21 protein-coding genes are annotated in these 23,796 nt (G+C 43.2%); 18 read left to right on the top strand and 3 right to left on the bottom strand.

Going from position 1 to position 23,796, the window contains the following annotated elements; translation table 11 throughout:
* Nucleotides 1-3: 3 nt before the first annotated feature.
* From B4K11_RS06080 to B4K11_RS06025, 12 genes are all read left to right on the top strand, one after another.
* Entirely contained in the window at nucleotides 4-1,026 is a 1,023-nt protein-coding gene (locus tag B4K11_RS06080; protein ID WP_292959283.1) for an aspartate-semialdehyde dehydrogenase, read from the top strand.
* Nucleotides 1,027-1,181: 155 nt separating this feature from the next.
* Nucleotides 1,182-4,301: a FimV/HubP family polar landmark protein gene (locus B4K11_RS06075; RefSeq protein WP_292955211.1), complete on the top strand. Its 3,120-nt coding sequence runs from the start codon at nucleotides 1,182-1,184 to the stop codon at nucleotides 4,299-4,301.
* A gap of 1 nt (nucleotide 4,302) precedes the next feature.
* On the top strand, nucleotides 4,303-5,157 hold the full coding sequence (truA, locus tag B4K11_RS06070; RefSeq protein ID WP_292955214.1) for a tRNA pseudouridine(38-40) synthase TruA: 855 nt from the start codon (nucleotides 4,303-4,305) through the stop codon (nucleotides 5,155-5,157).
* A 74-nt stretch (nucleotides 5,158-5,231) separates the two neighbouring features.
* Nucleotides 5,232-5,855, top strand: coding sequence for a phosphoribosylanthranilate isomerase (locus B4K11_RS06065; RefSeq protein ID WP_292955217.1), 624 nt, complete (start codon nucleotides 5,232-5,234; stop codon nucleotides 5,853-5,855).
* Nucleotides 5,845-7,065, top strand: a complete 1,221-nt coding sequence (trpB, locus tag B4K11_RS06060; protein ID WP_292955221.1) for a tryptophan synthase subunit beta — start codon at nucleotides 5,845-5,847, stop codon at nucleotides 7,063-7,065. The genes B4K11_RS06065 and trpB overlap by 11 nt, the downstream gene beginning before the upstream one ends.
* Nucleotides 7,066-7,085: 20 nt before the next feature.
* Nucleotides 7,086-7,889, top strand: a complete 804-nt coding sequence (trpA, locus tag B4K11_RS06055; protein WP_292955224.1) for a tryptophan synthase subunit alpha — start codon at nucleotides 7,086-7,088, stop codon at nucleotides 7,887-7,889.
* Nucleotides 7,890-7,904: 15 nt separating this feature from the next.
* Nucleotides 7,905-8,834, top strand: coding sequence for an acetyl-CoA carboxylase, carboxyltransferase subunit beta (accD, locus tag B4K11_RS06050; RefSeq protein ID WP_292955227.1), 930 nt, complete (start codon nucleotides 7,905-7,907; stop codon nucleotides 8,832-8,834).
* Between the two features lie 75 nt (nucleotides 8,835-8,909).
* Entirely contained in the window at nucleotides 8,910-10,178 is a 1,269-nt protein-coding gene (gene folC / locus B4K11_RS06045) for a bifunctional tetrahydrofolate synthase/dihydrofolate synthase (RefSeq protein ID WP_292955230.1), read from the top strand.
* A complete protein-coding gene (locus B4K11_RS06040) occupies nucleotides 10,178-10,741 on the top strand; it encodes an SPOR domain-containing protein (RefSeq protein ID WP_292955232.1) in 564 nt (187 codons plus the stop codon). Before folC ends, B4K11_RS06040 begins: the two co-directional genes overlap by 1 nt.
* Nucleotides 10,742-10,806: 65 nt before the next feature.
* Nucleotides 10,807-11,301: a CvpA family protein gene (locus B4K11_RS06035; protein ID WP_292955235.1), complete on the top strand. Its 495-nt coding sequence runs from the start codon at nucleotides 10,807-10,809 to the stop codon at nucleotides 11,299-11,301.
* A gap of 31 nt (nucleotides 11,302-11,332) precedes the next feature.
* Nucleotides 11,333-12,844 (top strand): amidophosphoribosyltransferase, encoded by a 1,512-nt coding sequence (gene purF, locus B4K11_RS06030; RefSeq protein WP_292955238.1) that lies wholly within the window; start codon nucleotides 11,333-11,335, stop codon nucleotides 12,842-12,844.
* A 12-nt stretch (nucleotides 12,845-12,856) separates the two neighbouring features.
* Nucleotides 12,857-14,074, top strand: coding sequence for an O-succinylhomoserine sulfhydrylase (locus B4K11_RS06025; RefSeq protein WP_292955241.1), 1,218 nt, complete (start codon nucleotides 12,857-12,859; stop codon nucleotides 14,072-14,074).
* Between the two features lie 88 nt (nucleotides 14,075-14,162).
* Here B4K11_RS06025 and thpR read toward each other — a convergent pair whose 3' ends face one another.
* Entirely contained in the window at nucleotides 14,163-14,681 is a 519-nt protein-coding gene (gene thpR / locus B4K11_RS06020) for an RNA 2',3'-cyclic phosphodiesterase (protein ID WP_292959282.1), read from the bottom strand.
* An 82-nt stretch (nucleotides 14,682-14,763) separates the two neighbouring features.
* Here thpR and B4K11_RS06015 point away from each other — a divergent pair, with 82 nt between their 5' ends.
* The 3 genes from B4K11_RS06015 to B4K11_RS06005 all read left to right on the top strand — a co-directional run bounded on the left by B4K11_RS06015 (nucleotide 14,764) and on the right by B4K11_RS06005 (nucleotide 18,179).
* A complete protein-coding gene (locus B4K11_RS06015) occupies nucleotides 14,764-15,705 on the top strand; it encodes a tRNA dihydrouridine synthase (RefSeq protein ID WP_292956988.1) in 942 nt (313 codons plus the stop codon).
* A gap of 37 nt (nucleotides 15,706-15,742) precedes the next feature.
* Nucleotides 15,743-17,746: a methyl-accepting chemotaxis protein gene (locus tag B4K11_RS06010; protein ID WP_292956991.1), complete on the top strand. Its 2,004-nt coding sequence runs from the start codon at nucleotides 15,743-15,745 to the stop codon at nucleotides 17,744-17,746.
* A gap of 121 nt (nucleotides 17,747-17,867) precedes the next feature.
* A complete protein-coding gene (locus B4K11_RS06005) occupies nucleotides 17,868-18,179 on the top strand; it encodes a cupin domain-containing protein (RefSeq protein WP_292956994.1) in 312 nt (103 codons plus the stop codon).
* Between the two features lie 109 nt (nucleotides 18,180-18,288).
* Here the strand turns inward: B4K11_RS06005 and B4K11_RS06000 are convergent, their stop codons facing one another.
* Nucleotides 18,289-18,708: an immunity protein Imm33 domain-containing protein gene (locus tag B4K11_RS06000; protein WP_292956997.1), complete on the bottom strand. Its 420-nt coding sequence runs from the start codon at nucleotides 18,706-18,708 to the stop codon at nucleotides 18,289-18,291.
* A 203-nt stretch (nucleotides 18,709-18,911) separates the two neighbouring features.
* Here B4K11_RS06000 and B4K11_RS05995 point away from each other — a divergent pair, with 203 nt between their 5' ends.
* Entirely contained in the window at nucleotides 18,912-19,226 is a 315-nt protein-coding gene (locus B4K11_RS05995) for a DUF3622 domain-containing protein (RefSeq protein ID WP_292957000.1), read from the top strand.
* A gap of 98 nt (nucleotides 19,227-19,324) precedes the next feature.
* Here B4K11_RS05995 and B4K11_RS05990 read toward each other — a convergent pair whose 3' ends face one another.
* Nucleotides 19,325-20,095, bottom strand: coding sequence for a DUF4197 domain-containing protein (locus B4K11_RS05990; RefSeq protein ID WP_292957003.1), 771 nt, complete (start codon nucleotides 20,093-20,095; stop codon nucleotides 19,325-19,327).
* Nucleotides 20,096-20,312: 217 nt separating this feature from the next.
* Between B4K11_RS05990 and B4K11_RS05985 the strand changes: the two genes are divergently transcribed.
* Both B4K11_RS05985 and B4K11_RS05980 read left to right on the top strand, forming a co-directional pair.
* Nucleotides 20,313-21,896 (top strand): hypothetical protein, encoded by a 1,584-nt coding sequence (locus tag B4K11_RS05985; protein ID WP_292957006.1) that lies wholly within the window; start codon nucleotides 20,313-20,315, stop codon nucleotides 21,894-21,896.
* 233 nt (nucleotides 21,897-22,129) lie between these two features.
* Nucleotides 22,130-23,770 carry a sensor domain-containing diguanylate cyclase gene (locus tag B4K11_RS05980; protein ID WP_292957009.1) on the top strand — a complete coding sequence of 547 codons (1,641 nt, stop codon included), beginning with the start codon at nucleotides 22,130-22,132 and terminating at the stop codon, nucleotides 23,768-23,770.
* Nucleotides 23,771-23,796: the final 26 nt, after the last annotated feature.

Here is a 23,796-nt window from a genome sequence, read left to right as displayed (position 1 = left end):
AAAATGAGTGAAGGTTATAAAGTTGCTGTTGTTGGCGCTACGGGGATGGTTGGTGAGGCTATTCTAGAGATTCTGGAGCAGAGAGAGTTTCCTGTAGAGCAGTTGTTTGTGTTGGCGAGTGAGAACAGTGTAGGTAAAACCATTCAATTCAATGAGAAGTCACATAAGGTTGAGCTTGTTGATGATTTTGATTTCTCTGAAACGCAAATTGCATTCTTTACTGCTGGATCTTCGGTCTCAGAAGAGCATGCCCAGGTAGCGGCTGATCAGGGCTGTGTCGTGATCGATAATACCTCTTTCTTTAGATATGAATATGATGTGCCATTGGTTGTGCCTGAGGTAAACCCGGAAAGTATTGCTGATTTCAGAAGCCGGGGGATTATTGCAAATCCTAATTGTTCTACTATTCAGATGCTGTTGGCTCTTGCGCCTATTCACCGCCATGCGTCAATCAAAAGAATTAATGTTGCCACTTATCAAGCGGTTTCAGGAACAGGCAAAAGTGGTGTAGAGGAGTTAGCGGGGCAGACTGCTAAGCTGCTAAATGCTCAAACACCGGAAAATAAGGCTTATCCAAAACAAATCGCTTTTAATGTGCTACCGCAGATTGATGATTTCCAAGAAAACGGCTATACCAAAGAAGAGATGAAAATGGTTTGGGAAACTCAGAAAATTCTGGGCGATGAATCTATCATGGTTAACCCGACCTGCGTGCGCGTACCTGTATTCTTCGGACATAGTGAAGCGGTTCATATTGAATGCTGGGATAGTATTAGTGCTGAAGAAGTTAAAGAATTAATGGCTCAGACATCCGGTGTGCAGCTTGTCGATGAGCAGGTTGATGGTGGTTATGCTACAGCAGTCACTGATGCAGCGAAGAGTGATGAGGTATTCGTTAGTCGTATACGCGAAGATATTTCGTGTGAAAATGCTATAAATCTATGGGTTGTTGCCGATAACGTTCGCAAAGGGGCAGCACTTAACAGTGTACAAATTGCAGAAATCTTGGTTCAGCAGCATATTTAAAGCGTTTATCTGAAGAGAAATACAAACAACTGTTTGTATTTCCTTGACCCATAAGCGGTTTATAAATAATACTGTGAGTAGATTTCGGAATCGCAACCCTCTGATTTGAGCTAAGTTTTGAGCCGAACATAGAGGGTAGGGGAACAGGGAAACTGATGATGTTGCGAAAACTCGCAGTCAGCCTTGCAGTAGCAGGGATTATAAGCGCGTCGAATGCCAATGCACTTGGGTTAGGCGAAATAAAAATACACTCGGCTCTTAATGAACCGTTGAATGCAGAGATTAAGCTTCTTCAAGTAAGGAAGTTAGGTCCATTGCAGATACAGCCGCGCATGGCTGATATTGATGAGTTTGCATTGGCGGGTCTTGATAAATCTCGTTTTCTGACGGACGTAAGCTTTCAGGTTAAGGTTAATCCTGATGGTTCAGGCCTCATTACAATGAGATCTGATCGTGCAGTTAAAGAGCCCTTCTTGAATTTCTTGGTCGAAGTGAATTGGCCAAACGGTCGTTTAGTAAGAGAATATACACTTTTACTGGATCCTCCCGTCTTTGATCCTACACCGGTAAGAAAAACCGTACAGCCATCTACGTCGGCAGTGGCGGTTAATCCTCCTGTCAATCGTGTCGTTTCCTCACAAAGCAATGCTAGTAATTATGCGGCGAATGGAAATCAAGTTCGTGTCGATAATAAAGACACGCTTTGGTCGATAGCTATTAAACACCGCCCAAGTGAGCGTGTCTCTGCCAAGAAGATGATGATCGCGCTGCAGAAAAAGAACCCGCATGCGTTTGCCAACAATAATATTAATGCATTGAAGGCTGGGAGCACGTTGACACTTCCTACATTGGAAGAGATTAATCAACTTAACTCTAAAGATGCTGCTTTAGAAGTTGTGCGTCAGACCTCTGAATGGAAAAAAACACCTTCTACTACAGTTCCTGCGACTAAGGAACCTGTAAAAGAAGAGGAAGTTAAAGACGAAACCGTTACAGATAGTTCGACCTCGGAAGTCCCTGAAGAACCCGTTCCTACGCCTGAAGAAGTTGCCGCTGAACTAAAGATCGTTACTCCGAAGGACTCCATCGAGCCTGAAGATGGGATGATGACGGATCAGTCAGAAGCTGAAGCGGAAACCGATGAAGAAACTGAAGTTTCAGATGATGAGCAAGCTGAAGAGAAGAATGCCCTTGCTGAGCGTAACCTTGAATTAGAGGCGCGTTTAAGTGAGTCATTAGAAAGCGTGGATAAAATTTCACGTGAAAATGTTGAATTGAACGAACGATTAGATTCAATTCAATATGAGTTAGAAAAATTAAGAGAGATGCTGGAGCTGAAAGATAATCAGCTTTCAGCATTGCAGAATCAAGTCAAAGCTGCAGAAGCAGCGCCTAAGCCTAAGCCAGAGAAGGGTGTATTAGATACGCTACTTGGTTCTCCGCTAACACTGGGTGCAATTGGTGCAGCACTTATTGCTCTGTTAGGTGGATTATTCTTCTTCATGCGTCGTAAAGGTAAAGATGAAGAAGAGGCGGCTGACGATACAGCTCTAGTTCAAGTACCTGATGAGCTAGCGGCAGAGCCCGAGACCACTGCTGAAGCAGAAGAAACCGCTGAATCAGAGGAAACTGCTGAAGAAAGCAGTGATGAGGTTAAAGAAGAAGCAGTAGAAGATGATCTTGATATTGGTGAAGAGGAAGACCTACTTGAAAGTTCTGATCTTGCCGATGCGGATGAGTTAGATGAATTAGATGACCTTGATCTAGACATGGATATGGACCTTGATCTAGAGGAAGATGCCGTCGCTGATGACTTGCTCGAGACTGTAGAAGCAGTGGAAGAGCCTGATGAGTTAGATAAGCTTCTAGATGATGAATTTGATTTAGGGCTTGATGATGACGATGAAATTGAGCCTGAGGCAGACGCAGAAGCAGATGAGAGTGTCGATGCCGAATTAGACTCAATTTTAGCTATGGATGATAATGACGATTCGGATAGCGATAGCGAGCCAGAAGAAAGCGATGCGCTTGATGATATTCTTGGTGAAATTGATTCGGACACTGAAGCCGAAAGTAGCGATGAAGAGATCGATTTAGGTCTAGATGATGACTTAGAGTTTGAAGTTGAAGACCCTATTGATGAATCGGTCAGTGAAGAAGCAGCTGATGCAGCTGATAGTGCTGAAGATGATGAAGGATTAGATTTCATTGTTTCACCAAATGATGAAGCTACAGTTGATGTATCAGATAGCTCTGAAACACCTGATTCCGAAGATATTGATGAGACCGGTTTAGATGCGCTGCTTGATTCAGTTTCTGATGATGAAATCGGTGAATTAAGTGAAGCAGCTGAGCAGGCTGGTGATCTTGATGATCTGGATTCGATTCTAGATGAACAGGCTGCTGATAATTCAGAAGAAACTGACGAAGTTGATGAACTAGATTCAATCTTAGGTGAGCTAGATGATGTCGAAGCTGAACTTGAGTCTGAAGGTAGTGAGCCTGAGAGCGAAGTAGAAAAAGATCTTGATGAGCAGCTGGGTGCAGACGATGTGACTGACGCTGATCTAGAAGCAATGCTGGCTGCTAATGCTGATCCTGATGACGTGCCTCTTGAAGGTATGCTTGAAGCCGATACCGAGTTAAGTGCTGAGGCTGGATCTGATGATTTAGATGAGTTACTTGCATCTATGGATGAGCCTTCGGGCGAGGCTGATAGCTCGGATGATGCATCCGATGACTTGGATGCGATGCTTGATGATATTAATCTAGAAGATATTGATCTAGGTGAAAGTGAAGAAAATGATGATACAACTGATGATCTAGATTCATTATTCGATGATTTAGATGCTGGGGATGTAGCTGCAGGTGCCGCTGTAGCCGCTACTGCTGCAGCCGGTGTGGCAGCATCTTCATCTGAAGAAGAAATTGTTGTAGAAGATGAAAATTTAGAATCTGATATTGCTCATGACCTTGAAGCAGACTTAGATTCAGAGTTGGATGCACTGTTAAGCAGTAATGATGATATAGAGCTTGAAGAGCTTGCAGCTGAGGAAGAAAATGTGTCAGAGGATGAAGATTTTGATGAACTGGCGGGCTTAAATCTGCTCGAAGGTGCTGATGAAGTTGAAACTAAACTTGATTTAGCACGTGCTTATTTGGATATGGAAGATCTTGAGGGTGCTAAAGATATCCTTGAAGAGATTGTATCTGAAGGCAGCGAGAAGCAGAAAACTGAGGCGCAAGCGCTGATTCAATCTATTAACGAAAAGTAGTATGTCTGACAGTAATTTAATAGAGCCTGAAAACGGCTCTTCCCAAGGGGCGATTTCGATCGCCCCTTATCGTTATGCGCTCTGTGTTGAATATTCAGGCGCGGCCTATCGTGGTTGGCAGATTCAAAAAGAGAAAGATGTCTCAAGTATTCAGGAAGAGGTACAAAAGGCGCTTTCTCGAATAGCCAATGCTCCAGTCACGGTGATTTGTGCAGGTCGAACCGATGCGCGCGTCAATGCAACCTATCAGATAATTCATTTTGATAGTCCAATAGAGCGGGCAGATCGTGCGTGGGTGCTGGGAACGAACAGCTACCTGCCGGATGATATTGCAATACAGTGGGCTAAACCTGTAAATCAAGATTTTCACGCCCGTTTTACCGCACTGGAAAGGCGTTACCGGTACCTGATCTATTCCAACCCAGTTAAACCAGCGATTCTACCCAAAGGTATTACGTGGACCTATAAGGACATGGATGTTGAACGGATGGCCAAAGCGGCTCAGCTTCTTATTGGTGAGCATGACTTTACATCGTATAGAGCGGTTGGTTGTCAGGCAAATAGTCCTGTGAGAACGGTTAAGTCATTCGATGTATACCGCTCCGGTCACCTGATCGTTTTAGATGTTTGTGCGAATGCGTTCCTACATCACATGATTCGTAATTTTGCGGGTGTATTAATGTCTATTGGTTGTGGTGACGCAGAACCAGAGTGGGCGAAAGAGGTTTTAGAAGCGAAGGATCGTCGACAAGGAGGGATTACAGCCCCACCTTTTGGTCTTTATTTTGTCGATGCGAAGTATCCAGAGGTCTTTGAACTACCAAAATCTAAAATTGGGCCCTATTTCCTGTCTTAGTTGGCTGCCTTAAAGGGCTGCAATCTGGTAATATTTGCAGCTGATCAATTATTGTTTAAGTGAAATCTAAGTTAGTGAAAAGAACTCGCGTTAAAATTTGTGGCATTACTCGTATAGAGGATGCGCTTTGTGCTGTAAATTCTGGAGTCGATTCACTTGGCTTTGTATTTTATGACAAAAGCCCAAGAGCGATTCAGCCGAGTGAAGCTGCGGGAATTATTCAGCAGCTGCCTGCATTTGTAACTACAACAGCACTGTTTGTTAATGCAGATGCAGATTTTATTGATCGGGTTGTTGCTGAAACCCGTATAGATTTACTGCAATTTCATGGTGATGAATCGCCGGAGTTTTGCAATAGCTTCTCCCGTCCGTATCTTAAAGCATTACGTATGAAGCCGGGTTTGGATTTGGCTGCTGAATGCCAGCGATTTAGTTCAAGCCAAGCAATACTTTTAGATGCATATAGACCCGGTGTACCTGGTGGTACAGGTGAAGTATTTGATTGGGATCTTATTCCTAATCCCCATCCTGCCCCTATCATCTTGGCGGGAGGATTAACCTGCGATAACGTTGCAGAAGCCGTTAAAAGTGTTCAGCCATATGCCATTGATGTAAGTGGTGGTGTAGAGCAGAGTAAAGGCATCAAAGATGCCGTTAAAATTGATAAGTTTATAAATGAGGTAACCCGTGCCAACTAATATTGATCTTAAAGCACTTTCTCAGTTGCCCGATAGTAAAGGCCATTTTGGCCCTTACGGTGGGCGTTTCGTTTCTGAAACTCTAATGGCTGCACTTAAGCAGTTAGAAGAAACTTATGAGACATTGTGGCGAGATCCCGCGTTTCAGGAAGAGTTTGATAAAGACCTGGCGCACTATGTTGGTCGTCCATCGCCTTTATATCATGCGAAACACCTTACTGAACATGTAGGTGGGGCGCAGATTTATCTGAAACGTGAAGATTTGAACCATACTGGTGCGCATAAAATTAACAACACTATCGGTCAGGCGTTGTTAGCGAAATTTACTGGCAAGCCGCGTGTTATTGCTGAAACCGGTGCGGGTCAGCATGGTGTTGCTACAGCAACAGTGGCTGCTAGACTTGGGTTAGAATGCCAAGTTTATATGGGTGCTGAAGATGTACAGCGCCAAGCTTTGAACGTTTATCGAATGAAGCTTTTGGGTGCTGAAGTTATCTCTGTAGAATCGGGTACGCGCACTTTAAAAGATGCTATGAACGAAGCGATGCGTGACTGGGTAACTAATGTAGATGATACGTTTTACATTATTGGAACAGCTGCGGGCCCGCATCCATACCCTAAATTAGTTAGGGACTTCCAATGTGTTATTGGTCGTGAAGCGCGTCAGCAATGCCTAGAACAAGCTGGGCGTTTACCCGATGCGCTTGTTGCCTGTGTTGGTGGCGGTTCAAATGCGATTGGTTTATTTCATCCGTTCATTGAAGATGCCGACGTTAAAATGTACGGCGTTGAAGCCGGTGGCTATGGTGTAGAAACGGGTCAGCATGCCGCACCGCTTTCAGCAGGCAGTCCAGGGGTACTGCATGGAAATCGAACTTACCTAATGTCTGATGAAGGAGGCCAAATTATCGGTACTCATTCAGTATCAGCGGGTTTGGATTATCCAGGTGTTGGTCCAGAGCATTCTTATTTGAAAGATACAGGTCGTGCTGAATATGTTGATGCGACTGATGATGAAGCGATGGATGCATTCCGTGCGTTAACGCGTATTGAAGGTATAATGCCTGCAATTGAATCAAGCCATGCAGTTGCTTACGCAATGAAATTGGCAAAAGAGATGGATAAGGACCAGATTATCGTAGTAAATCTGTCTGGTCGTGGTGATAAAGATATTCATACGGTCGCACAGATCGATGGCATCAATATCTGATTTGTGCGAGGGATTATAAAATGAGTCGTATTTCTACTAGCTTTGAAAAGCTAAAAAAGGAAGGGCGCACAGCGCTTATTCCTTATGTTACAGCAGGGGATCCAGCACCGGGCGTCACTGTTGAATTATTGCATGGTATGGTTGAAGCAGGTGCTGATGTTATTGAACTAGGTGTTCCTTTTTCAGATCCAATGGCTGATGGTCCTGTTATCCAGTTGGCATGCGAGCGTGCTTTGTTGCACAATACTCGTTTGCTAGATGTATTAGCGATGGTTGCGGAATTCAGAGAGAAAGATGCGGATACGCCGATTGTTTTAATGGGGTATTTGAATCCTATTGAGATTTTGGGTTATCAGACATTTGCTGAAGAAGCTAAAAAAGCAGGTGTTGACGGTGTTTTAACGGTCGACCTTCCGCCGGAAGAGTCAGGTGAATTTAATCAAATTATGCGCGCGCATGATATTGATACAATTTATCTTTTAGCACCTACAACAGAAGATGAACGCATCAAGTATATCTGTGAGCATGGCAGTGGTTATCTTTATTACGTTTCTGTAAAAGGTGTGACCGGTTCAGCTTCACTTGATGTTCAGGCTGTTGCGGATAAATTGGATCTAATTCGTGAATACACCACCGTTCCTCTAGGGGTTGGGTTTGGTATTAAAGATGCTGAATCTGCCAAAGCTGTTTCAGCAGTAGCTGACGGCGTAATTGTAGGTAGTGTATTAGTTAATAAAATTGCAGAGCTGGTGAAAGATCAGCAACAAATTGCACCACAAGTTTCTGCGATTATCAAAGATATGCGCGTTGCGATGGACAGCTAATTAGGGTTTTTAATAATGAGTAACTGGCTGGAAAAAATTGTTCCTTCTCTCGTTCGGTCTGAGAGCAAACGTTCTAACATTCCGGAAGGGCTTTGGAAAAAGTGTCCGAAATGTGAGTCTGTATTATATCGTCCTGAACTTGAGAAAAATCTAAACGTTTGTCCTAAGTGTGACCACCATATGCGCTTACATGCGCGTCGTCGCTTAGAGCTTTTCCTTGATGAAGGAAATAGACAAGAGATCGGTATCGATGTTGAGCCGATTGATCGCCTGAAATTCAGGGATTCTAAAAAATATAAGGATCGTTTACAGGCTGCGCAAAAAGCAACCGGTGAAAAGGACGCTTTAATCGCCATGCGTGGTGAACTTGAAGGCATGCCTGTTGTTGCTGTTGCTTTTGAATTCCGCTTTATGGGCGGTTCAATGGGTGCTGTGGTTGGTGAGCGCTTTGCTCGTGCTGCGAATATTGCTCTTGAAGAAAATATTCCGTTTGTGTGTTTCTCCGCTTCAGGGGGGGCACGTATGCAAGAGGCATTGTTTTCACTTTTCCAAATGGCAAAAACGAGTGCTATTCTAGAGAAGCTTCGCTTGCAGGGTACTCCATACTTGTCAGTGCTGACTGATCCTGTATATGGCGGTGTATCTGCTTCATTGGCGATGTTAGGCGATCTAAATATTGCTGAACCTAAGGCTTTAATGGGGTTTGCGGGTCCTCGAGTAATTGAGCAAACGGTACGTGAAAAACTGCCAGAAGGCTTTCAGCGTAGTGAGTTTTTGTTAGAACACGGCCAGGTTGATATGATCATCAGCCGTGGTGAGATGCGTACCCGTTTATCTCGCATCTTGCGTAAGTTTGTTCACGCAAGCCCAGTTCCTCCAGTGGAGACAGTTGAAGGTGAAGTGGTTTCGGAAGCAGAAATTCCACCTGCACCTGAAGCACAGTAAGCTTCGTGACTAATAAAATTGGCCGACGTGAAAACGCCGGCCTTTTTGTTTTTGTGGCTCTAAAAATAAATACTTATGAATCCGATAGCTAAAAAATTCTCACTTTCACAGTGGCTTTCTTGGATGGAGCAGTGTCATCCCTCTGAGATTGAGCTAGGTCTTGACCGAGTAAGTGCCGTTTCCCAACTACTGGCCATTGATCTGTCTTCATCAAAAGTCGTTACTGTTGCTGGAACTAATGGTAAAGGCTCAACTGTGAGCTATTTGGATGCTATTTATAAGCATGCGGGCTATTCCGTGGGTTGTTTTACATCGCCTCATTTTTTGCATTATAACGAACGAGTCAGAATCGATGCTTTAAATGCTAGCGATGAGCAGCTATGTGCTGCCTTTGAAAGAATAGATCAAGCCCGAGGGCAAATTCCATTAACCTATTTTGAATTTGGCACTTTAGCCGCGTTGGTTATTTTTACAGAGCTCAAGCCTGACCTTGTTCTTCTAGAAGTGGGATTGGGTGGTCGCTTAGATGCAGTAAATATTATTGATGCGGATATATCTATAGTAACTACCGTTGCGCTCGATCATATGGATTGGCTAGGTGATGATCGGGAGATCATCGGTCGCGAAAAGTCAGGCGTATATCGTGCTAACAAACCTGCAATCTGCGGAGACCTTAATCCTCCTTTATCGGTTTCGGGTTATGCGACGGAGATTGGCGCTGAATTTTATCAGGCCGGTCAACAGTTTTCTTATGAGATAAAAGAGAACGGCTGTTGGGATTGGAGAGGAGCTAAAACGGGCGTAAGTGTCGCGCTGACTGAACTTCCAAAACCTAATTTACCTATTCAAAATGCATCCACTGTTTTACAAGCTATTCAATGTATTGGCTTAAGTGTAAATGAAGAATCAATTCGCGTAGGTATTGAGATGGCCTCCCTGACAGGGCGAATGCAATTGATTCAGGATGGTGCAACGAACTACTGGCTAGATGTGGCTCATAATCCAGAAGCGGCTACATTGTTGGCTGAGCGTGTATCCCTAATGGAAGGCGAAGTCACGCTAGTTCTAGGTATGCTCGCAGATAAAGATTGTCGTCAGGTTATGGATATTATTACGCCTAAGATCGATCGTATTTGTCTCGTGGATCTTCATGTTCCAAGAGGTCAAACGGCCTCTGAATTGGAAGGGTGTATTTCGTCCGGAGCTTCAGCTGAAAAATATTCATCTGTTAAAAAGGCGTTAATTGCATTGAAAAATGACGACAACCTTTCTGGTAATGTTATTATCGCAGGTTCATTTTTCACGGTCAGTGATGCGTTGACTGTATTTGGAAAGGAAGGCTAATGCAGCAAAAAATTAAATATCGGTTAATAGGCTTAGCCGTGATTTTAGTCTCTGCTGCCATCGTGTTTCCTGTTTTTTTTGATGGTGCAGGTTATAAAGAACGACATTTAACATCCGAGATTCCTGATGCACCCGATCGTCCTGAGATCGTACGTATAACACCTGTTAATAAGCCTCTTCCTGATACCTCCGTTGCGGCTGAACCGATGTTACCCAAGGAACTGCCTAAAGCGCCTGAAAAAGTTCAGGTAGTGATTGATAAGGTGGTTACTGAGAATAAGGTTGAAATTGAGATACATAAAGATCAGCCAGTCTTAGATCAGCAAGGTGTTCCTGTTGCTTGGACCTTGCAGTTGGCGAGTTTTAAAGATGAAGCGAATGCGAAAGGTCTACGAAAGCAATTAATATCAGAAGGGCATAAAGTTTTTACACGAAAACAGGGTGATTTGGTTAAAGTTTATGTCGGGCCCGAATTTCAAAGAACACGTTTAGAAGCGTTGAAACTTAAGCTAAAAACTGATTTTGGCTTGAATGGTATAATTGTTCGTTTCACAACGCAGTAATAATAGGATTCAGTGGTACTGGAAACTCTGATAAAATGCGCACAATTTTTAGCTGAGCTGTAATTATGAACTGGGCAGACTGGACTATTTTAGCCATTGTAGGGATTTCAAGTTTGTTAAGCTTGAAACGTGGTTTTGTACGAGAAGCACTCTCTTTGGTTACATGGGTATCAGCATTTGTTATTGCTCGAATTTTTTATCAGCCTCTCTCTTACTTACTTGAGCCGTTTATCCAAACGCCTTCAGTACGTTTATCGGCTTCCTTTGCTATTCTGTTTATAGCAACTTTGGTAGTGGGTGTTTTAGTTAATAAATTGATTAGTGCCTTGGTTGATGCGACAGGCTTATCAGCTACGGATCGAGTTTTAGGTATAGGTTTTGGTGCAGCGAGAGGCGGTTTAATCATCGTCGTAATTGTTGCTCTGATCGGAATGACTCCAGCGGTAAATGATCGTTGGTTTCAGGAATCACAATTGATTCCGCATTTTGTTTTAATGGAAGCATGGACGAAAGATGTTGCGGGCGATGTCGGCCGCTTGATCTGGAATGCTGGACGCTAAATTTTTCGTTAGCACTTTGAGGTGAGTTTTAATGTGCGGGATTGTTGGCATTGTAGCCAAATCTAATGTAAACCAGACTATTTTTGATGCCCTAACTGTATTACAGCATCGTGGGCAAGACGCTGCAGGCATGGTGACTTGTGAAGGAGACCGTTTCTTCTTGCGTAAAGACAATGGCTTGGTTAACGAAGTTTTTCGTACCCGCCATATGAAGCGTCTGGCGGGTAATGTAGGTATCGGTCATGTTCGTTACCCTACCGCCGGTAGTTCAAGCTCTGCTGAAGCTCAGCCTTTCTACGTCAACTCGCCGTATGGTATTGCGTTAGCGCATAACGGTAATTTAACGAACGCTGATGATGTTGCAGAGCAGATGTTCCGTGCTGACCTGCGTCATATCAACACTACATCTGATTCTGAAGTGTTGTTAAACGTTCTTGCACATGAGTTACAGCGTCAAGGTAAGTTACAGCCACAAGCTGAAGATATGTTTGCGGCTGTACGTCGCGTTCATGAGCGCTGTAAAGGTGGTTATGCCGCAGTATCGCTTATCACTGGCTATGGCATGTTGGCTTTCCGTGACCCTAATGGTATTCGTCCGCTGACTTATGGTAAGCGCGAAACTGAAAACGGCACTGAGTACATGGTCGCTTCAGAAAGTGTAGCCCTAGATATTTCCGGTTTTGAACGTGTGCGTGATATCGCGCCGGGCGAAGCGATCTATATAGACATGGAAGGTAATGTATCGACACAGTTGTGTGCTGAGAACACCAAACTAGCACCGTGTCTTTTTGAATATGTTTATCTTGCGCGCCCAGATTCAATTATTGATGATGTGAACGTACACATCTCACGTATGCGTATGGGGACTAAGCTTGCTGACAAAGTAATGCGTGACCGCCCAGACCATGACATCGATGTCATTATTCCTATCCCTGATACAAGCCGTACTTCGGCAATGGAAATGGCAAAAGAACTAGGCGTAAACTTCCGTGAAGGGTTTATTAAAAACCGCTATATCGGCCGTACATTTATTATGCCTGGACAAACACAGCGTAAAAAATCTGTGCGTCGTAAGCTAAACCCGATCGGTATGGAGTTCAAAGACAAAGTTGTCATGCTTGTTGATGACTCTATTGTTCGCGGAACGACATCAAGCCAAATTGTTCAGATGGCTCGCGATGTAGGTGCTAAAAAAGTTTACTTCGCATCTGCAGCGCCAGCAGTTAAATACCCAAATGTTTACGGTATTGATATGCCTGCTGCGGAAGAGCTAATCGCTCATGGTCGTACTGACGATGAAGTAGGTGAAGAGATCGGATGTGATTGGATTATCTATCAAGATCTTGATGATCTGAAACAATCTGTTTCTGAAGGTAACCCTGAGATTACAGAGTTTGATACATGCGTATTTGATGGTAAGTATGTTTCTGGCGATGTAGATGCTGATTACCTTGAACGCTTACAAGCGGCGCGCAATGATGGCAGTAAAGATAATCAGACGGGGAGCAATGAGTCTTCTAATCTGTGTAGCAAGATAGATTAAGGAGTTTTTTACATGTCTATATCTGATTATGAACGTGCGGAACGGATCCAGTTTGACCCACAAGGGTATGACTTGGAAACCTTAGCTGTACGTTCAGGTCAGCACCGTTCACTTGAAGGTGAGCATAGCGACCCTATCTATCCAACATCTAGCTATGTTTTTTCCAGTGCACGGGAAGCAGCAGCGCGCTTTGGGGGCGAAGAAGAGGGTAATATTTACTCTCGGTTTACTAACCCTACCGTACAGTTTTTTGAAGAGCGTATCGCCGCCTTAGAAGGTGGTGAACGTGCCGTCGCAACTGCATCTGGCATGGCGGCGATCTTAAGTACTTGCCTGTCATTAATGCAAAACGGCGATCATATTGTTTGCTCGCGTAGTGTATTTGGTTCAACTGTTTCTCTGTTTGATAAGTACTTAACCCGTACCGGCATAAGCGTCACCTACGTTGATCCTACAGATCTGAATAGCTGGGAATCTGCAATTAAAGCAGAAACCAAAATGCTATTTTTGGAGACGCCTTCAAATCCGTTATCAGAGCTAACTGATGTTGCTGCGGTTGCAGAAATTGCACATAAATATGATGCACTTTTAGTGGTGGATAACTGCTTCTGTACGCCAATGTTACAACAGCCTTTGAAGCAGGGGGCTGACATCATTATTCATTCAGCAACTAAATACCTAGACGGCCAAGGTCGCTGTGTAGGTGGTGTGGTTGTTGGCCGTGATAAACATATGGAAGAGGTCTTTGGCTTCATCCGTACTGGGGGGGCATGTCTCAGCCCGTTTAATGCGTGGGTCTTCCTTAAGGGACTTGAAACCTTAAAGATTCGTATGGATGCCCATTGCCGAAATGCAATGGAATTGGCCACGTGGTTAGAGCAGCAAGATGGCATTGACCATGTATTTTATTCAGGTTTAGAAAGTCATCCACAACATGAGCTGGCTAAAAAGCAGCAAACGGGTTTTGGTGGTGTACTTTCATTTGAAGTAGCAGGCGGAAAAGAAGCCGCGTGGCGTTTTATTGATGCAACGACAATGGTTTCCATTACCGGTAATTTAGGTGATGTAAAAACCACTATCACGCATCCAGGTACGACGACTCATGGACGAATGACGCCGGAAGCACGTGCTGAAGCGGGTATTAAAGATAACCTAGTGCGCTTGTCTGTTGGTATTGAATCGATTGAAGATATCAAAGCAGATATGACAAGAGGTTTATCGGCTGTCTGATTTGATCCAGTACTAGTAAAACCAAAAGAAGCCTGCTATTTAGCAGGCTTTTTTATGGCTAAAGGTGTCATAAGGGACTAACGATTTACTAGGGAGTAAAGGTCGCTTCGCTCTGATAGTCCACGCCATTGGTCGTTGAATGGCTACTGATAAGATCAAAAGATGAGGCGGTGAATTCAGCTTCAAAGCCTATACCGCGTGTTTCAATTAGTTTTGCTAATGCGGGTGTTGCAGTCTTTCCTCGCGCAATAGTGACATGGGGTGTGTAACGGCGTTTTTCCAATTTAATTCCTAACTGCAGCATCGCCCGGTGCAGTTTTCGTTGAAGATTTAATAGTTCGATTGATTCTTCAACGCCTACCCAATAAATACCGGATTTGAAAAATCCGCTGTTCCTTAACTTGATTTTGAAAGGTTTGAAATCTATTTCGGTAATCGCTTCAGCGATATCATCGATCATAGATTCTGGCAGCTCACCTAAAAAACTTAATGTGATATGTAGTTGATGGAGGGGGCTCCAGCGCAGTTCATCTATCTCGGAAAGCATAAGCGGGCTGATGCTGTTCTGTACGTCATCAGGAATATTAATTGCTAGAAAAAGCCGCATATTAGTACCATTAACTGCCTTTGTGACTTAAAGCTATCATATAATAGCGCTTTTATATCATCTTATCTGTAGCTGTCCTATTTTGAAAATTATCCTTGCACCGATGGAAGGCGTTGTCGATTACACAATGCGAGATCTGCTGACCCAAGTCGGCGGTATTGATCAATGCGTCACAGAGTTTGTACGCGTAAGCGATCGGGTTTTACCGGCTAAAGTGTTCAGACGTTTATGCCCTGAGCTTTTTAATAAAGGCAGAACTCCCGCAGGAACTCCAGTTGTTTTACAGTTATTAGGCAGTGACCCAACCGTTCTTGCTGGAAACGCACGTAAAGCGGCTAAATTAGGTGCGCCTGGAATTGATCTTAATTTTGGTTGCCCGGCAAAAACGGTCAATAAAAGTAAAGGTGGAGCGGTACTGCTAGATACACCAGAGCTGATCTATGAGATAGTCAAAGCGGTCCGCGAATCAGTACCGAGTAATACGCCTGTTACCGCTAAAATGCGTTTAGGTAATAAAGATAAAAGTCTTGCGTTGGAAAACGCCCAAGCAATCGCTGATGCTAAAGCGGATGGACTGACGATACATGCGCGTACCAAACTGGAAGGTTATCGTCCGCCAGCGCATTGGGAATGGATAGCTAAGATAAGGGAAGCGGTAGATATTCCAATTACGGCAAACGGTGAAGTGTGGAATTGGGATGATTATCAAAAATGCCAAGTGGTGAGTGGTTGTGACAACATCATGATTGGAAGAGGGCTTATCGCAAGGCCTGATCTTGCACTCGCAATCAAGCATCACCAACGTGATGAAAGTTTTTCTTCCTTTAATTGGCAACAGGTGCTTAAGTTAATAGAACTTTATTTGAATAGAGTTGAGCAAGATATTGCTGCCAAGTATGTGCATGGTCGTTTAAAGCAGTGGCTACACCATTTACAGCGAGAGTATGATGAAGCTGGAATTTTATTTGAAAAAATAAAGAAGCTTAAGGAACCTTCTTCCCTTAGACTTGCCCTATATGGTTAATTCTGAATAAGTATTCAAAAAACATGGAGATTTGAAAATGGCATCTTGGATTAGTCCGGCGGCAACACTGATGGGGAGTATGAAATACCCTGCCAAATTTAGTGTTGTCAGTGTTCTTTTTCTAATTCCTTTGGTACTTACGGTTGTGTTGTATTGGCAGGAGCTTAGCCGAAGTATTAATTTAACAAAAGATGAGCTTCGCGGTATCGAAATAATACAGCTCACAGAACCTTTAGTGGTAAACATTGGTCAGCACCGAGGTTTAACGAATGCTTTGCTAAATGGGAATAGTGCCGTTGAAAGTAAAGTTCTTGATCGTCGTGCTAAAGTGGATCAAGCACTGAAAGTGCTGAAATCGGGTACTCAAGATGTTAGTTCAGAGACTAAATCACTTATTGCCGACTTGGATAAACATTGGCGGGTTATCAAGTCGAGCATATCAGGCAAAGAGCCTGCTGTTATATTTGAATTACATAATGAGTTTGCTGCTGAAGTAAGACGATTCAACCATATTATTCTGCGTGAGTTCTCTTTAGAACTTGACCCTAATATTGGCACGACCTTTATGATCAATAATGTTGCGGCTTTTCTGCCTCAAATTATTGACGAGGCAGGGCAGCTACGAGGTAAAGCATCGGGTGTCGCTGCAAAAGGTAGTTTTACGCCAGACAGCTTTATCTATGTTAGTAATTTAGTTGACCGTTTAGAGGAGATATATCCAGGCCTATCAGAAGGAATGGCCATGCCTGAGTTGTCTGATATGCGTGATGAAATTGCGGCAGCAGAAAAGAGTGTCGCTAATTATGTTAGTTATATTCAAACTAATGTTATAAAGCCTGATAGTCTTGCGGTTAATGCTGATGAGGTATTTTCTGAAGGTACTAAAGCGATTAAACAGGTATTAGCGTTGTATAAGACAATGCTGCCGTCGCTGTATGCTAAGGAGCAAGCGTACTTAGATAAGCAGACATTTAGCCGTAATCTCATTCTCGTGGTTATCTCTATTGCTGTTTTTCTCGCTTTTTATCTATTTATGGGTTTTTACCGTTCAACGATTCAAGCGATGGAAGGGTTTAAAGAGGTCTCTGATAAATTAGCGAATGGTGACCTTGCTGCGAGATTAGATTACCGCGGTAAAGATGAGATGGCAGCCATCTCTGTGGGCATGAATAAAGTAGCTGATGGCTTTGAGCAGTTAGTGAGGGAGACTAAACGCGCGACAGACCTTGTCTCTGATAATTCTAAACGCCTGAACAGCGAATCGGCTCAAACCCGCGATGGTGTCGCACGCCAGAAAGAGGAAACCTCTCGCATTGCCGACGGCGTAGGTGATCTAGCGACAAGTTCTGCTGATATTGCACAAAATACGAATATGGCTTCTTCAACGGCTCAAAGTGTTGAATCGATGGCGTCTGAAGGACTGTCGGTGGTTCAGAAAACGACTCAGTCCTTTAATGAACTGTCTAATGAGGTTTCCACTACTAGTGAAGTGATTAGTGAATTAGACAAAGATGTACAGAATATCCATGCCGTATCTAGTGTTATCAGTGAAATAGCGGATCAAACAAACTTACTTGCCCTTAACGCAGCTATTGAAGCGGCACGAGCAGGTGAGCAAGGGCGAGGTTTTGCGGTCGTTGCAGATGAAGTAAGAACCTTGGCACAGCGCACACAAGAATCGACTGGAGAGATCCGAGAGACGCTAAGTAAACTACAAGATTGTGCTAAGCGTGCCGTAGCGATGATGGAACGTACGAGTAGTTCTGTGACTGAAAATGTTTCAGAGATGGCGCGTGCTAGTGATGTTCTGCATGAAATCAACAATGAACTGTCTGAAATGAATCAGATGAATGCGGGTATTGCATCGGCGGCAGAAGAGCAAAGTAGTTTAGTGAACCATCTACATGAAAGTTTGGCTGCCATTTCTGAGGTTGCTGATAGCTCTGAAGGAGCGGCAAGGAATACTTCTAGTCTGGCCGAAGAGATGTCCTCTTCAGCTTCACACCTAGAGCATACTTTATCGAGGTTTACTCTTCGCTAATATACGATTGATTTGATTGAGATGCCCGAGTTTAATAACCTCGGGCTTTTTTCTATGTGTGATTCACTTCGAGTTGTTTTAAATGAGTGAGTGTCCTTAAATGAGGAAGAGTCGCAACCTTATGAACCTATTTAATCTTCCTGTTCCTAGAAAAGATGAAGAGCTCTTCGAGACATTGCTATCTAAAGATAATGTCACAATAGAGCGTATAGTTTCCACTGGGCAGTCAACGCCAGACGGAGAATGGTATGACCAAGATTGGGATGAATGGGTGGTTGTTATTCAAGGACGAGCGGGATTGTTAATCGAGGGTCAGGAAGAGGTGATTTTAGAATCCGGAGATCATCTTTTTTTGCCTGCTAATGAGAAGCATCGGGTTGAATGGACCGATCAGACACAAGAGACTATCTGGTTAGCGATTCATATCAGATAAGTAATAGAGTGCAATTTAAAAAGACAGAACCTAAAAGCGCAGAATCTAAAAGACAGTAAAGCCAGGTGAATGCTCTACTGTCTATCTATGCATCTGCATGAGGTTATTCTTAATCGCTCTGCTCAACATTAAAACGATCGATATCGTTTGTTATATCAACGTCTACATTGGCTGAGGGGATCTTATAATCGTGTACACGCTCCCACTTATCACTTCCTGGAATGCGCTCCCAAACAGTCCCCGCATTGTAAGTAACAAGCTCTTTCAATGAAGCATCTAAACTACACATCTTTTCAACAGGTACAGGTACCAAGTTAGAAAGTTCATCTTCTAAGTATTCTTCGGTTTCATAACCTGTAAACATGCGCCAGCCTGTATCGTTCAGGTGTTCAGGCACTGACTTATACATGAAACGAATAGGCAATTTTTCGTCAAAGCAAAGTTTGGATACCAAAGCTAAAAAACCATTTTTTGTTTGGTTTGTTTCAGAATTTGTTGATACCGGCGTGTCTATATCAGGCGATTTCATGCGATCTCTTTTTTATATAAGTCTGGGCGGGATAAAAGTTAAAATTTAATAACGAATAGGGCTATTCTAAACTCTCAAGTATGTTGGCGCCAGTTGACCAAGGATTAAGCGGCTAAACTGAATAAATAAATCTACCCTAACTCAGAAAGAAGCGTGGTAGAATGCGCACATTATTGAATCATTTCTATCTTCAGGAAAAATGAATGGCCAAGGGTAAGAAGTACGACTATCAAGTGATTGCAGAAGGTGAAACCTGGTCTGTAAAAATTTTGCGACAAGCAAGTGCCCGTAAGATCGTTGTGTCAAAGCGTCAGGATGGGTTTGCGACTGAAGATGAAGCTAAGGCTTGGGGTGAAGCAGAGCTAAAGCAGTTTATGGAACAACAGAAAGAGCGTAACAAACGCAAAGCGGATCGTCGTGAAGAGCGCATCGAAGCAGAAGCTCAAGCGCAGGCACGTCATGAAGAGGCTCAAGCCCGCTGGGAAGAGTCCCGCAATGAATCAGGTCACGACGAATAGTCCAACACACTGATATAAAAAAGCCGAGAATCAGTTAACTGTTCTCGGCTTTTTTGTGCTCTGTTTCTTTCAGTTTCGCAGTAGCTATAAGCTAAAGATCAGTTAAAAACTTGTTTTAACAGATCCGTGGTACGTGCAGCAGGGTTTTCTCTAATCTTTTTCTCTTCCGCTGCAAGCATCGTAAATAATCCGTTTAAAGCCTCTTCAGTCACGTAACTGTCGAGATCTACGTTAACTTTATCTCCTACAAAAGGAATATCTTTCGCTTGGCCTGCTAGCTCGTTGTAGTACTTAGTCGCGCCCACTTGGCCTAGCGACTCTTGTACACTAGGCTGAAAAAGTGTTCTTAGTTTACTGCTTGTTTTGTCTTTAAAATACTGTGTAGCCGCATCATCTGGACCTGAATAGATCTTTTTGGCGTCTTCAAAGCTCATCTCTTTAACCGCACCTACGATCAGCTCAGTGGCTTGGGGAGCCGCTTTCTCTGCTGCACGGTTCATACTTTCTTCAAACTGATTAACTTGTTCTTCCAGTCCGTACTTTTTAAGGATAGAAGCAACTTTATCAACACCATCAGGTAGAGGAATGCGTATGTTCTTATTATCTAGATAACCGCCAGGCTGGCTAATCTCTTCAATTGCGCGCTTGCTGCCAACTTCCAATGCTTCTTTTAGACCATTAATTAAGGTTTCGGTTGAAAGGTTGGTGGTTTTTCCGGACGAAGTCGACCCTTTGGCTGTATCTAAAACAGTTTTTTGTATCTCTTCGTCCTGAACCGCTTCTTTTAGTTTATCGGCCCAGCCCGCATTTACTGCGCTGGTAGAAAGTGAAGCAGCAAGAAGAGAGGCTATCAGATATGTTTTTTTCATTATGCTCATTCCCAGTTTGCAATTACCTTAAGCATATCAGACAAGTGCGAATGAAGCCTTAATGAGAAGTGCTGATTTAATAACTGTTTCTGTACCTATTGTGCCTATCACCTTTTTCCTCATTATCTTGTCTCATGGGCCGATATGCTGAGTCTCTAGATCTCTTTTTCTACTCATAAAATCAGGTTAATAGAGTTAATCTACGGCGGGAAATAGCATGATTATTACCAGTGCGACGGTTGGGTTTAATAGCCAACATGAAAAGACATCGACTGATACACCCCAACAGTTGGGGAGTAGTGTAGAGCGAGGTCTGTCTTTGCCTGCTTCTGGTACAGGGACCTGGGGTTCTGGTACTCGTGTTGATCTCTCATATGATGCACGAATGCGCTCAGAGAAAGCGTCCAGTGTTTCAAGTGTTTCCAATATTAAGTCGGGTGATCAGACGACTCAAATTAAGCAGAATCAAAATATAGCCTCGTTGGTTGAAACGGTTATACATAAAGATGCACAAATCCAAAGTGTAGAAGTGCGAAGTGCACCCGTAGTGATTACTGCACCCCCTGTTGATCTATTAGCACAGGCGGTTTCAGCGCAACTCTATCATGAAACAGAACAGATCAATATTGATGAATTTCGAGCCTCAACAGGTTCAGATGAGCTTAATTTTGAACTGACGGCCCCCGTTCTTGAAGTCGGGCAGATACAGTTCGAGGAGGCGAGAGTCCAAATTGTTGAGCAGCGTGTTTATACAGAAAATGAAAAAACGAATGTAGGCACTCAAGGCGTCATTACTACTGAAGATGGTCGAGAGATTAACTTCATGCTCGAACTAGAAATGGAGCGGAGCTTTAAGCTGGAAGAAAGCTATAAAGAAGATCTGCTCAGTCGCAACTTAATAGACCCGCTTGTGATTAACCTTCATGGAGGAGCCGCGGGCCTGACCAATAGTAGTTTTAGTTTTGATTTAAATGCTGATGGCCAGAAAGAGGATATTTCATTTGTTGCTCAAGGAAGTGGGTTTCTTGCATTCGATATCAATAATGATGGTGAAATAAATGATGGCTCTGAATTATTTGGTACCCAAGGACAGAGCGGTTTTAGTCATCTAGCGGAATATGACGCAGATAATAATCAATGGATTGACGAAAATGATGAGATCTTTTCCAAACTGAAAGTGTGGAGCAAAGATGCTGAGGGCAATGACCAATTAATGAGCTTAACAGAAGCGGGTGTTGGTGCGATCTATCTGGGCTCTACTTCTTCAAGCTTTGATTTAACGGATGATCAGAATAACTTATTAGGCCAAGTTAAACGTAGTGGCGTTTTCCTTTATGAAGATGGAAATGTATCGACAATTCAGGAATTGGATATAGCGATCCGAGAGGAGCAAGTGACTGGAGATGGAACTAGGAGCCTTGCAGAGCAATATAATGACGCTATTAACCGCTTAAGCCAAGCCATAGATATCGGTGGTGAAGAGGATGCTGAACCGCAAGAGCGATTAACACTGTTGGATATGTTGTTAGCACAAGAGCGCCAAACTGAGGAATTAGTCGCGCGCAAGGAAGAGAGTAGCTCAAGTTATGAAGAGCAGGTAACAGAAAGTCATAGTAAGGAAGAGGAGCAAGAGTTCGTCTTTGTTGACAGTGAGAGGCTCTCTGTTCTACAGCGGTTGAGTGATCAAACAGAGAAGCAGTTAGTTCAAGAGCGGGATAAATACGATCACCTGAAAGAGATTATTCAAACGTTGAGACAGATCGATAATGAGGAATCAGACTCGTTTAAAGGTGGTGATTGATCCGGAATTTACCTTTAACTGAATTAAAAGTGTTCCAGATCTATGTAAAAACTGCTTATATCCTACAAAATAGGCGCTAAGCGCTTTATAAAATTCTTACAGAAGTGCTAATCTTAAGTGCTTAGTAGGACTTTGTAGAGGTACCGGTGCAGGGAAAAAATGTATATCGGTTTATATTGCCCTTTTTATACCGGTGGTGCGGCCTTGTCTTGGCGACTTGGGTATCTATACTCGTGCCGACTTTGGTATATGGCGCACAAAGTATTGAAGATGGCCCCGCGATTGAATCATCATATATCCGCTATTTCCATGAGCAACACGACTCAGAGTTAAGTTATGCTGATGCGTTAGAAAATATTAAGACTCAAGGGCAGCATTCTCAAAGTGATATTCTTAATTTTGGCTTGGGCTCTGCCCCTGTATGGATTAGTTTTGAGCTCCATAACGCTAAAGCCACCGCGCTTAGATACCTACAAATAGAAAACTCATGGTTGGATAAAATCAGTGTCTTCTTTTTGCATCAGGGGCAATTAGTACAGCAGACTGAGACAGGGGATAGCCTTCCTTATGACGCGCAACGAAGTAATCGCTTTTTCTCCTTCCCGCATGAGTTCATGCAGGGCGCTACTACCGTCCTCATCCGTATTGAATCTGATGACCCTCAGGTGTTACCGCTGTTTCTTTATACACCGCAAGAGTTTACCGACCGCCAAGTTGAATCCGGTTACACTTACGGAATCATATATGGCTTCCTAATCGCTTTACTAATCTATAATGCGCTGCTCTTTTTTAGTCTGAAAAGCCGCCGCTATCTTTATTATTCATTTTATTTAACGTCATTCATTTTTCTTAATGCAGCTTATACAGGGCATGGCTATCAATGGCTCTGGTCCGATTGGCCTCAAGTTCAGAATACGATTATTCCTGTCTTGATGATTATGTTTGCATTGAGCGGTTTAGTATTTGCTAGCATGTTTTTAGCGTTACCCAGCCGTTTTCCACGTCTCGACAAGAGCTTTAATATTTTCAGTTTTGTCTTGGCAGTCTGCCTTATTCTTTTTTTGCTCTTGGATAATCTCCTCTGCTTACTTTATACCGCATTTATAGGGGTTGTTCCGTTTGCGGTCTTGATGATCATTGCGGGTTCCGTCGCTTGTTTTCAGGGAGTTAAGGAGGCCCCATATTTTCTTGGGGCTGCTGTTTTTGCGGTGATCAGTGCGGTCATTACTGCTTTTACGGTATCTGGTCTGGTGGAATATAATTCGCTTGGTTTTCATGCAGTTGAATATGGCATTTTACTTGAGGCTGTCCTTTTTGCACTGGCTTTGGCTTACCAATTCCGTATAAGCCAAGATGAAAAGGTATTGGCGCAACGATTAGCTGATAGAGATCAGTTAACAGGGCTATATAATCGACGTGGCTTTAATAAATTGATGAAGCCAATCTTTAGTAATGCAATTCGTAACAATAGAAACCTCTGTTTAATGATATTGGATATCGACTATTTTAAGAAGATTAACGATGAGCATGGGCATGCTCATGGTGATATTGTACTGCTTGATTTAGCGCGTGCTCTTTCTAAGGAGTTACGTGCAGGGGACTTAGTTGCCCGCTGGGGAGGGGAAGAGTTTCTACTTTTACTACCTGAAACCAAGCATGCTGAAGCTATCGCAATAGCTGAAAGGCTCGTTACAACATTTTCAAACCATGAGGTAACGACTAATCAGCACACAACCCAGTACACGGTCAGCATTGGGATATCTGAACTTAAACGGGGAAATGCTAATTTTTCTGACCTTTTAGGTAGCGCAGATCATTACCTATATCAGGCGAAAGAAAACGGACGAAATCGTGTTTGTTATAGAGTTGATTAAGCTTTTTAGTTGCCGTTACTTTAATC

The organism is Neptuniibacter sp. UBA6509 (assembly GCA_002435145.1).
Classification (GTDB): Bacteria; Pseudomonadota; Gammaproteobacteria; order Pseudomonadales; family Balneatricaceae; genus Neptuniibacter.
The sequence above is the reverse complement of the archived record's forward strand: the minus strand, read 5'-3'. Positions and strand labels throughout refer to the sequence as shown.

Bases quoted from the DNA above. Each gene is read 5' to 3' on its own strand.
- folC (WP_292955230.1), top strand. From the start codon at position 8,910: ATGAATCCGATAGCTAAAAAATTCTCACTTTCACAGTGGCTTTCTTGG.
- B4K11_RS06080 (WP_292959283.1), top strand. From the start codon at position 4: ATGAGTGAAGGTTATAAAGTTGCTGTTGTTGGCGCTACGGGGATGGTT.
- accD (WP_292955227.1), top strand. From the start codon at position 7,905: ATGAGTAACTGGCTGGAAAAAATTGTTCCTTCTCTCGTTCGGTCTGAG.
- thpR (WP_292959282.1), bottom strand. From the start codon at position 14,681: ATGCGGCTTTTTCTAGCAATTAATATTCCTGATGACGTACAGAACAGC.
- B4K11_RS05985 (WP_292957006.1), top strand. From the start codon at position 20,313: ATGATTATTACCAGTGCGACGGTTGGGTTTAATAGCCAACATGAAAAG.
- B4K11_RS06010 (WP_292956991.1), top strand. From the start codon at position 15,743: ATGGCATCTTGGATTAGTCCGGCGGCAACACTGATGGGGAGTATGAAA.
- truA (WP_292955214.1), top strand. From the start codon at position 4,303: ATGTCTGACAGTAATTTAATAGAGCCTGAAAACGGCTCTTCCCAAGGG.
- B4K11_RS05990 (WP_292957003.1), bottom strand. From the start codon at position 20,095: ATGAAAAAAACATATCTGATAGCCTCTCTTCTTGCTGCTTCACTTTCT.
- trpA (WP_292955224.1), top strand. From the start codon at position 7,086: ATGAGTCGTATTTCTACTAGCTTTGAAAAGCTAAAAAAGGAAGGGCGC.
- B4K11_RS06000 (WP_292956997.1), bottom strand. From the start codon at position 18,708: ATGAAATCGCCTGATATAGACACGCCGGTATCAACAAATTCTGAAACA.
- B4K11_RS06035 (WP_292955235.1), top strand. From the start codon at position 10,807: ATGAACTGGGCAGACTGGACTATTTTAGCCATTGTAGGGATTTCAAGT.
- purF (WP_292955238.1), top strand. From the start codon at position 11,333: ATGTGCGGGATTGTTGGCATTGTAGCCAAATCTAATGTAAACCAGACT.
- B4K11_RS06075 (WP_292955211.1), top strand. From the start codon at position 1,182: ATGATGTTGCGAAAACTCGCAGTCAGCCTTGCAGTAGCAGGGATTATA.
- B4K11_RS06025 (WP_292955241.1), top strand. From the start codon at position 12,857: ATGTCTATATCTGATTATGAACGTGCGGAACGGATCCAGTTTGACCCA.
- B4K11_RS06005 (WP_292956994.1), top strand. From the start codon at position 17,868: ATGAACCTATTTAATCTTCCTGTTCCTAGAAAAGATGAAGAGCTCTTC.
- B4K11_RS06040 (WP_292955232.1), top strand. From the start codon at position 10,178: ATGCAGCAAAAAATTAAATATCGGTTAATAGGCTTAGCCGTGATTTTA.
- B4K11_RS05995 (WP_292957000.1), top strand. From the start codon at position 18,912: ATGGCCAAGGGTAAGAAGTACGACTATCAAGTGATTGCAGAAGGTGAA.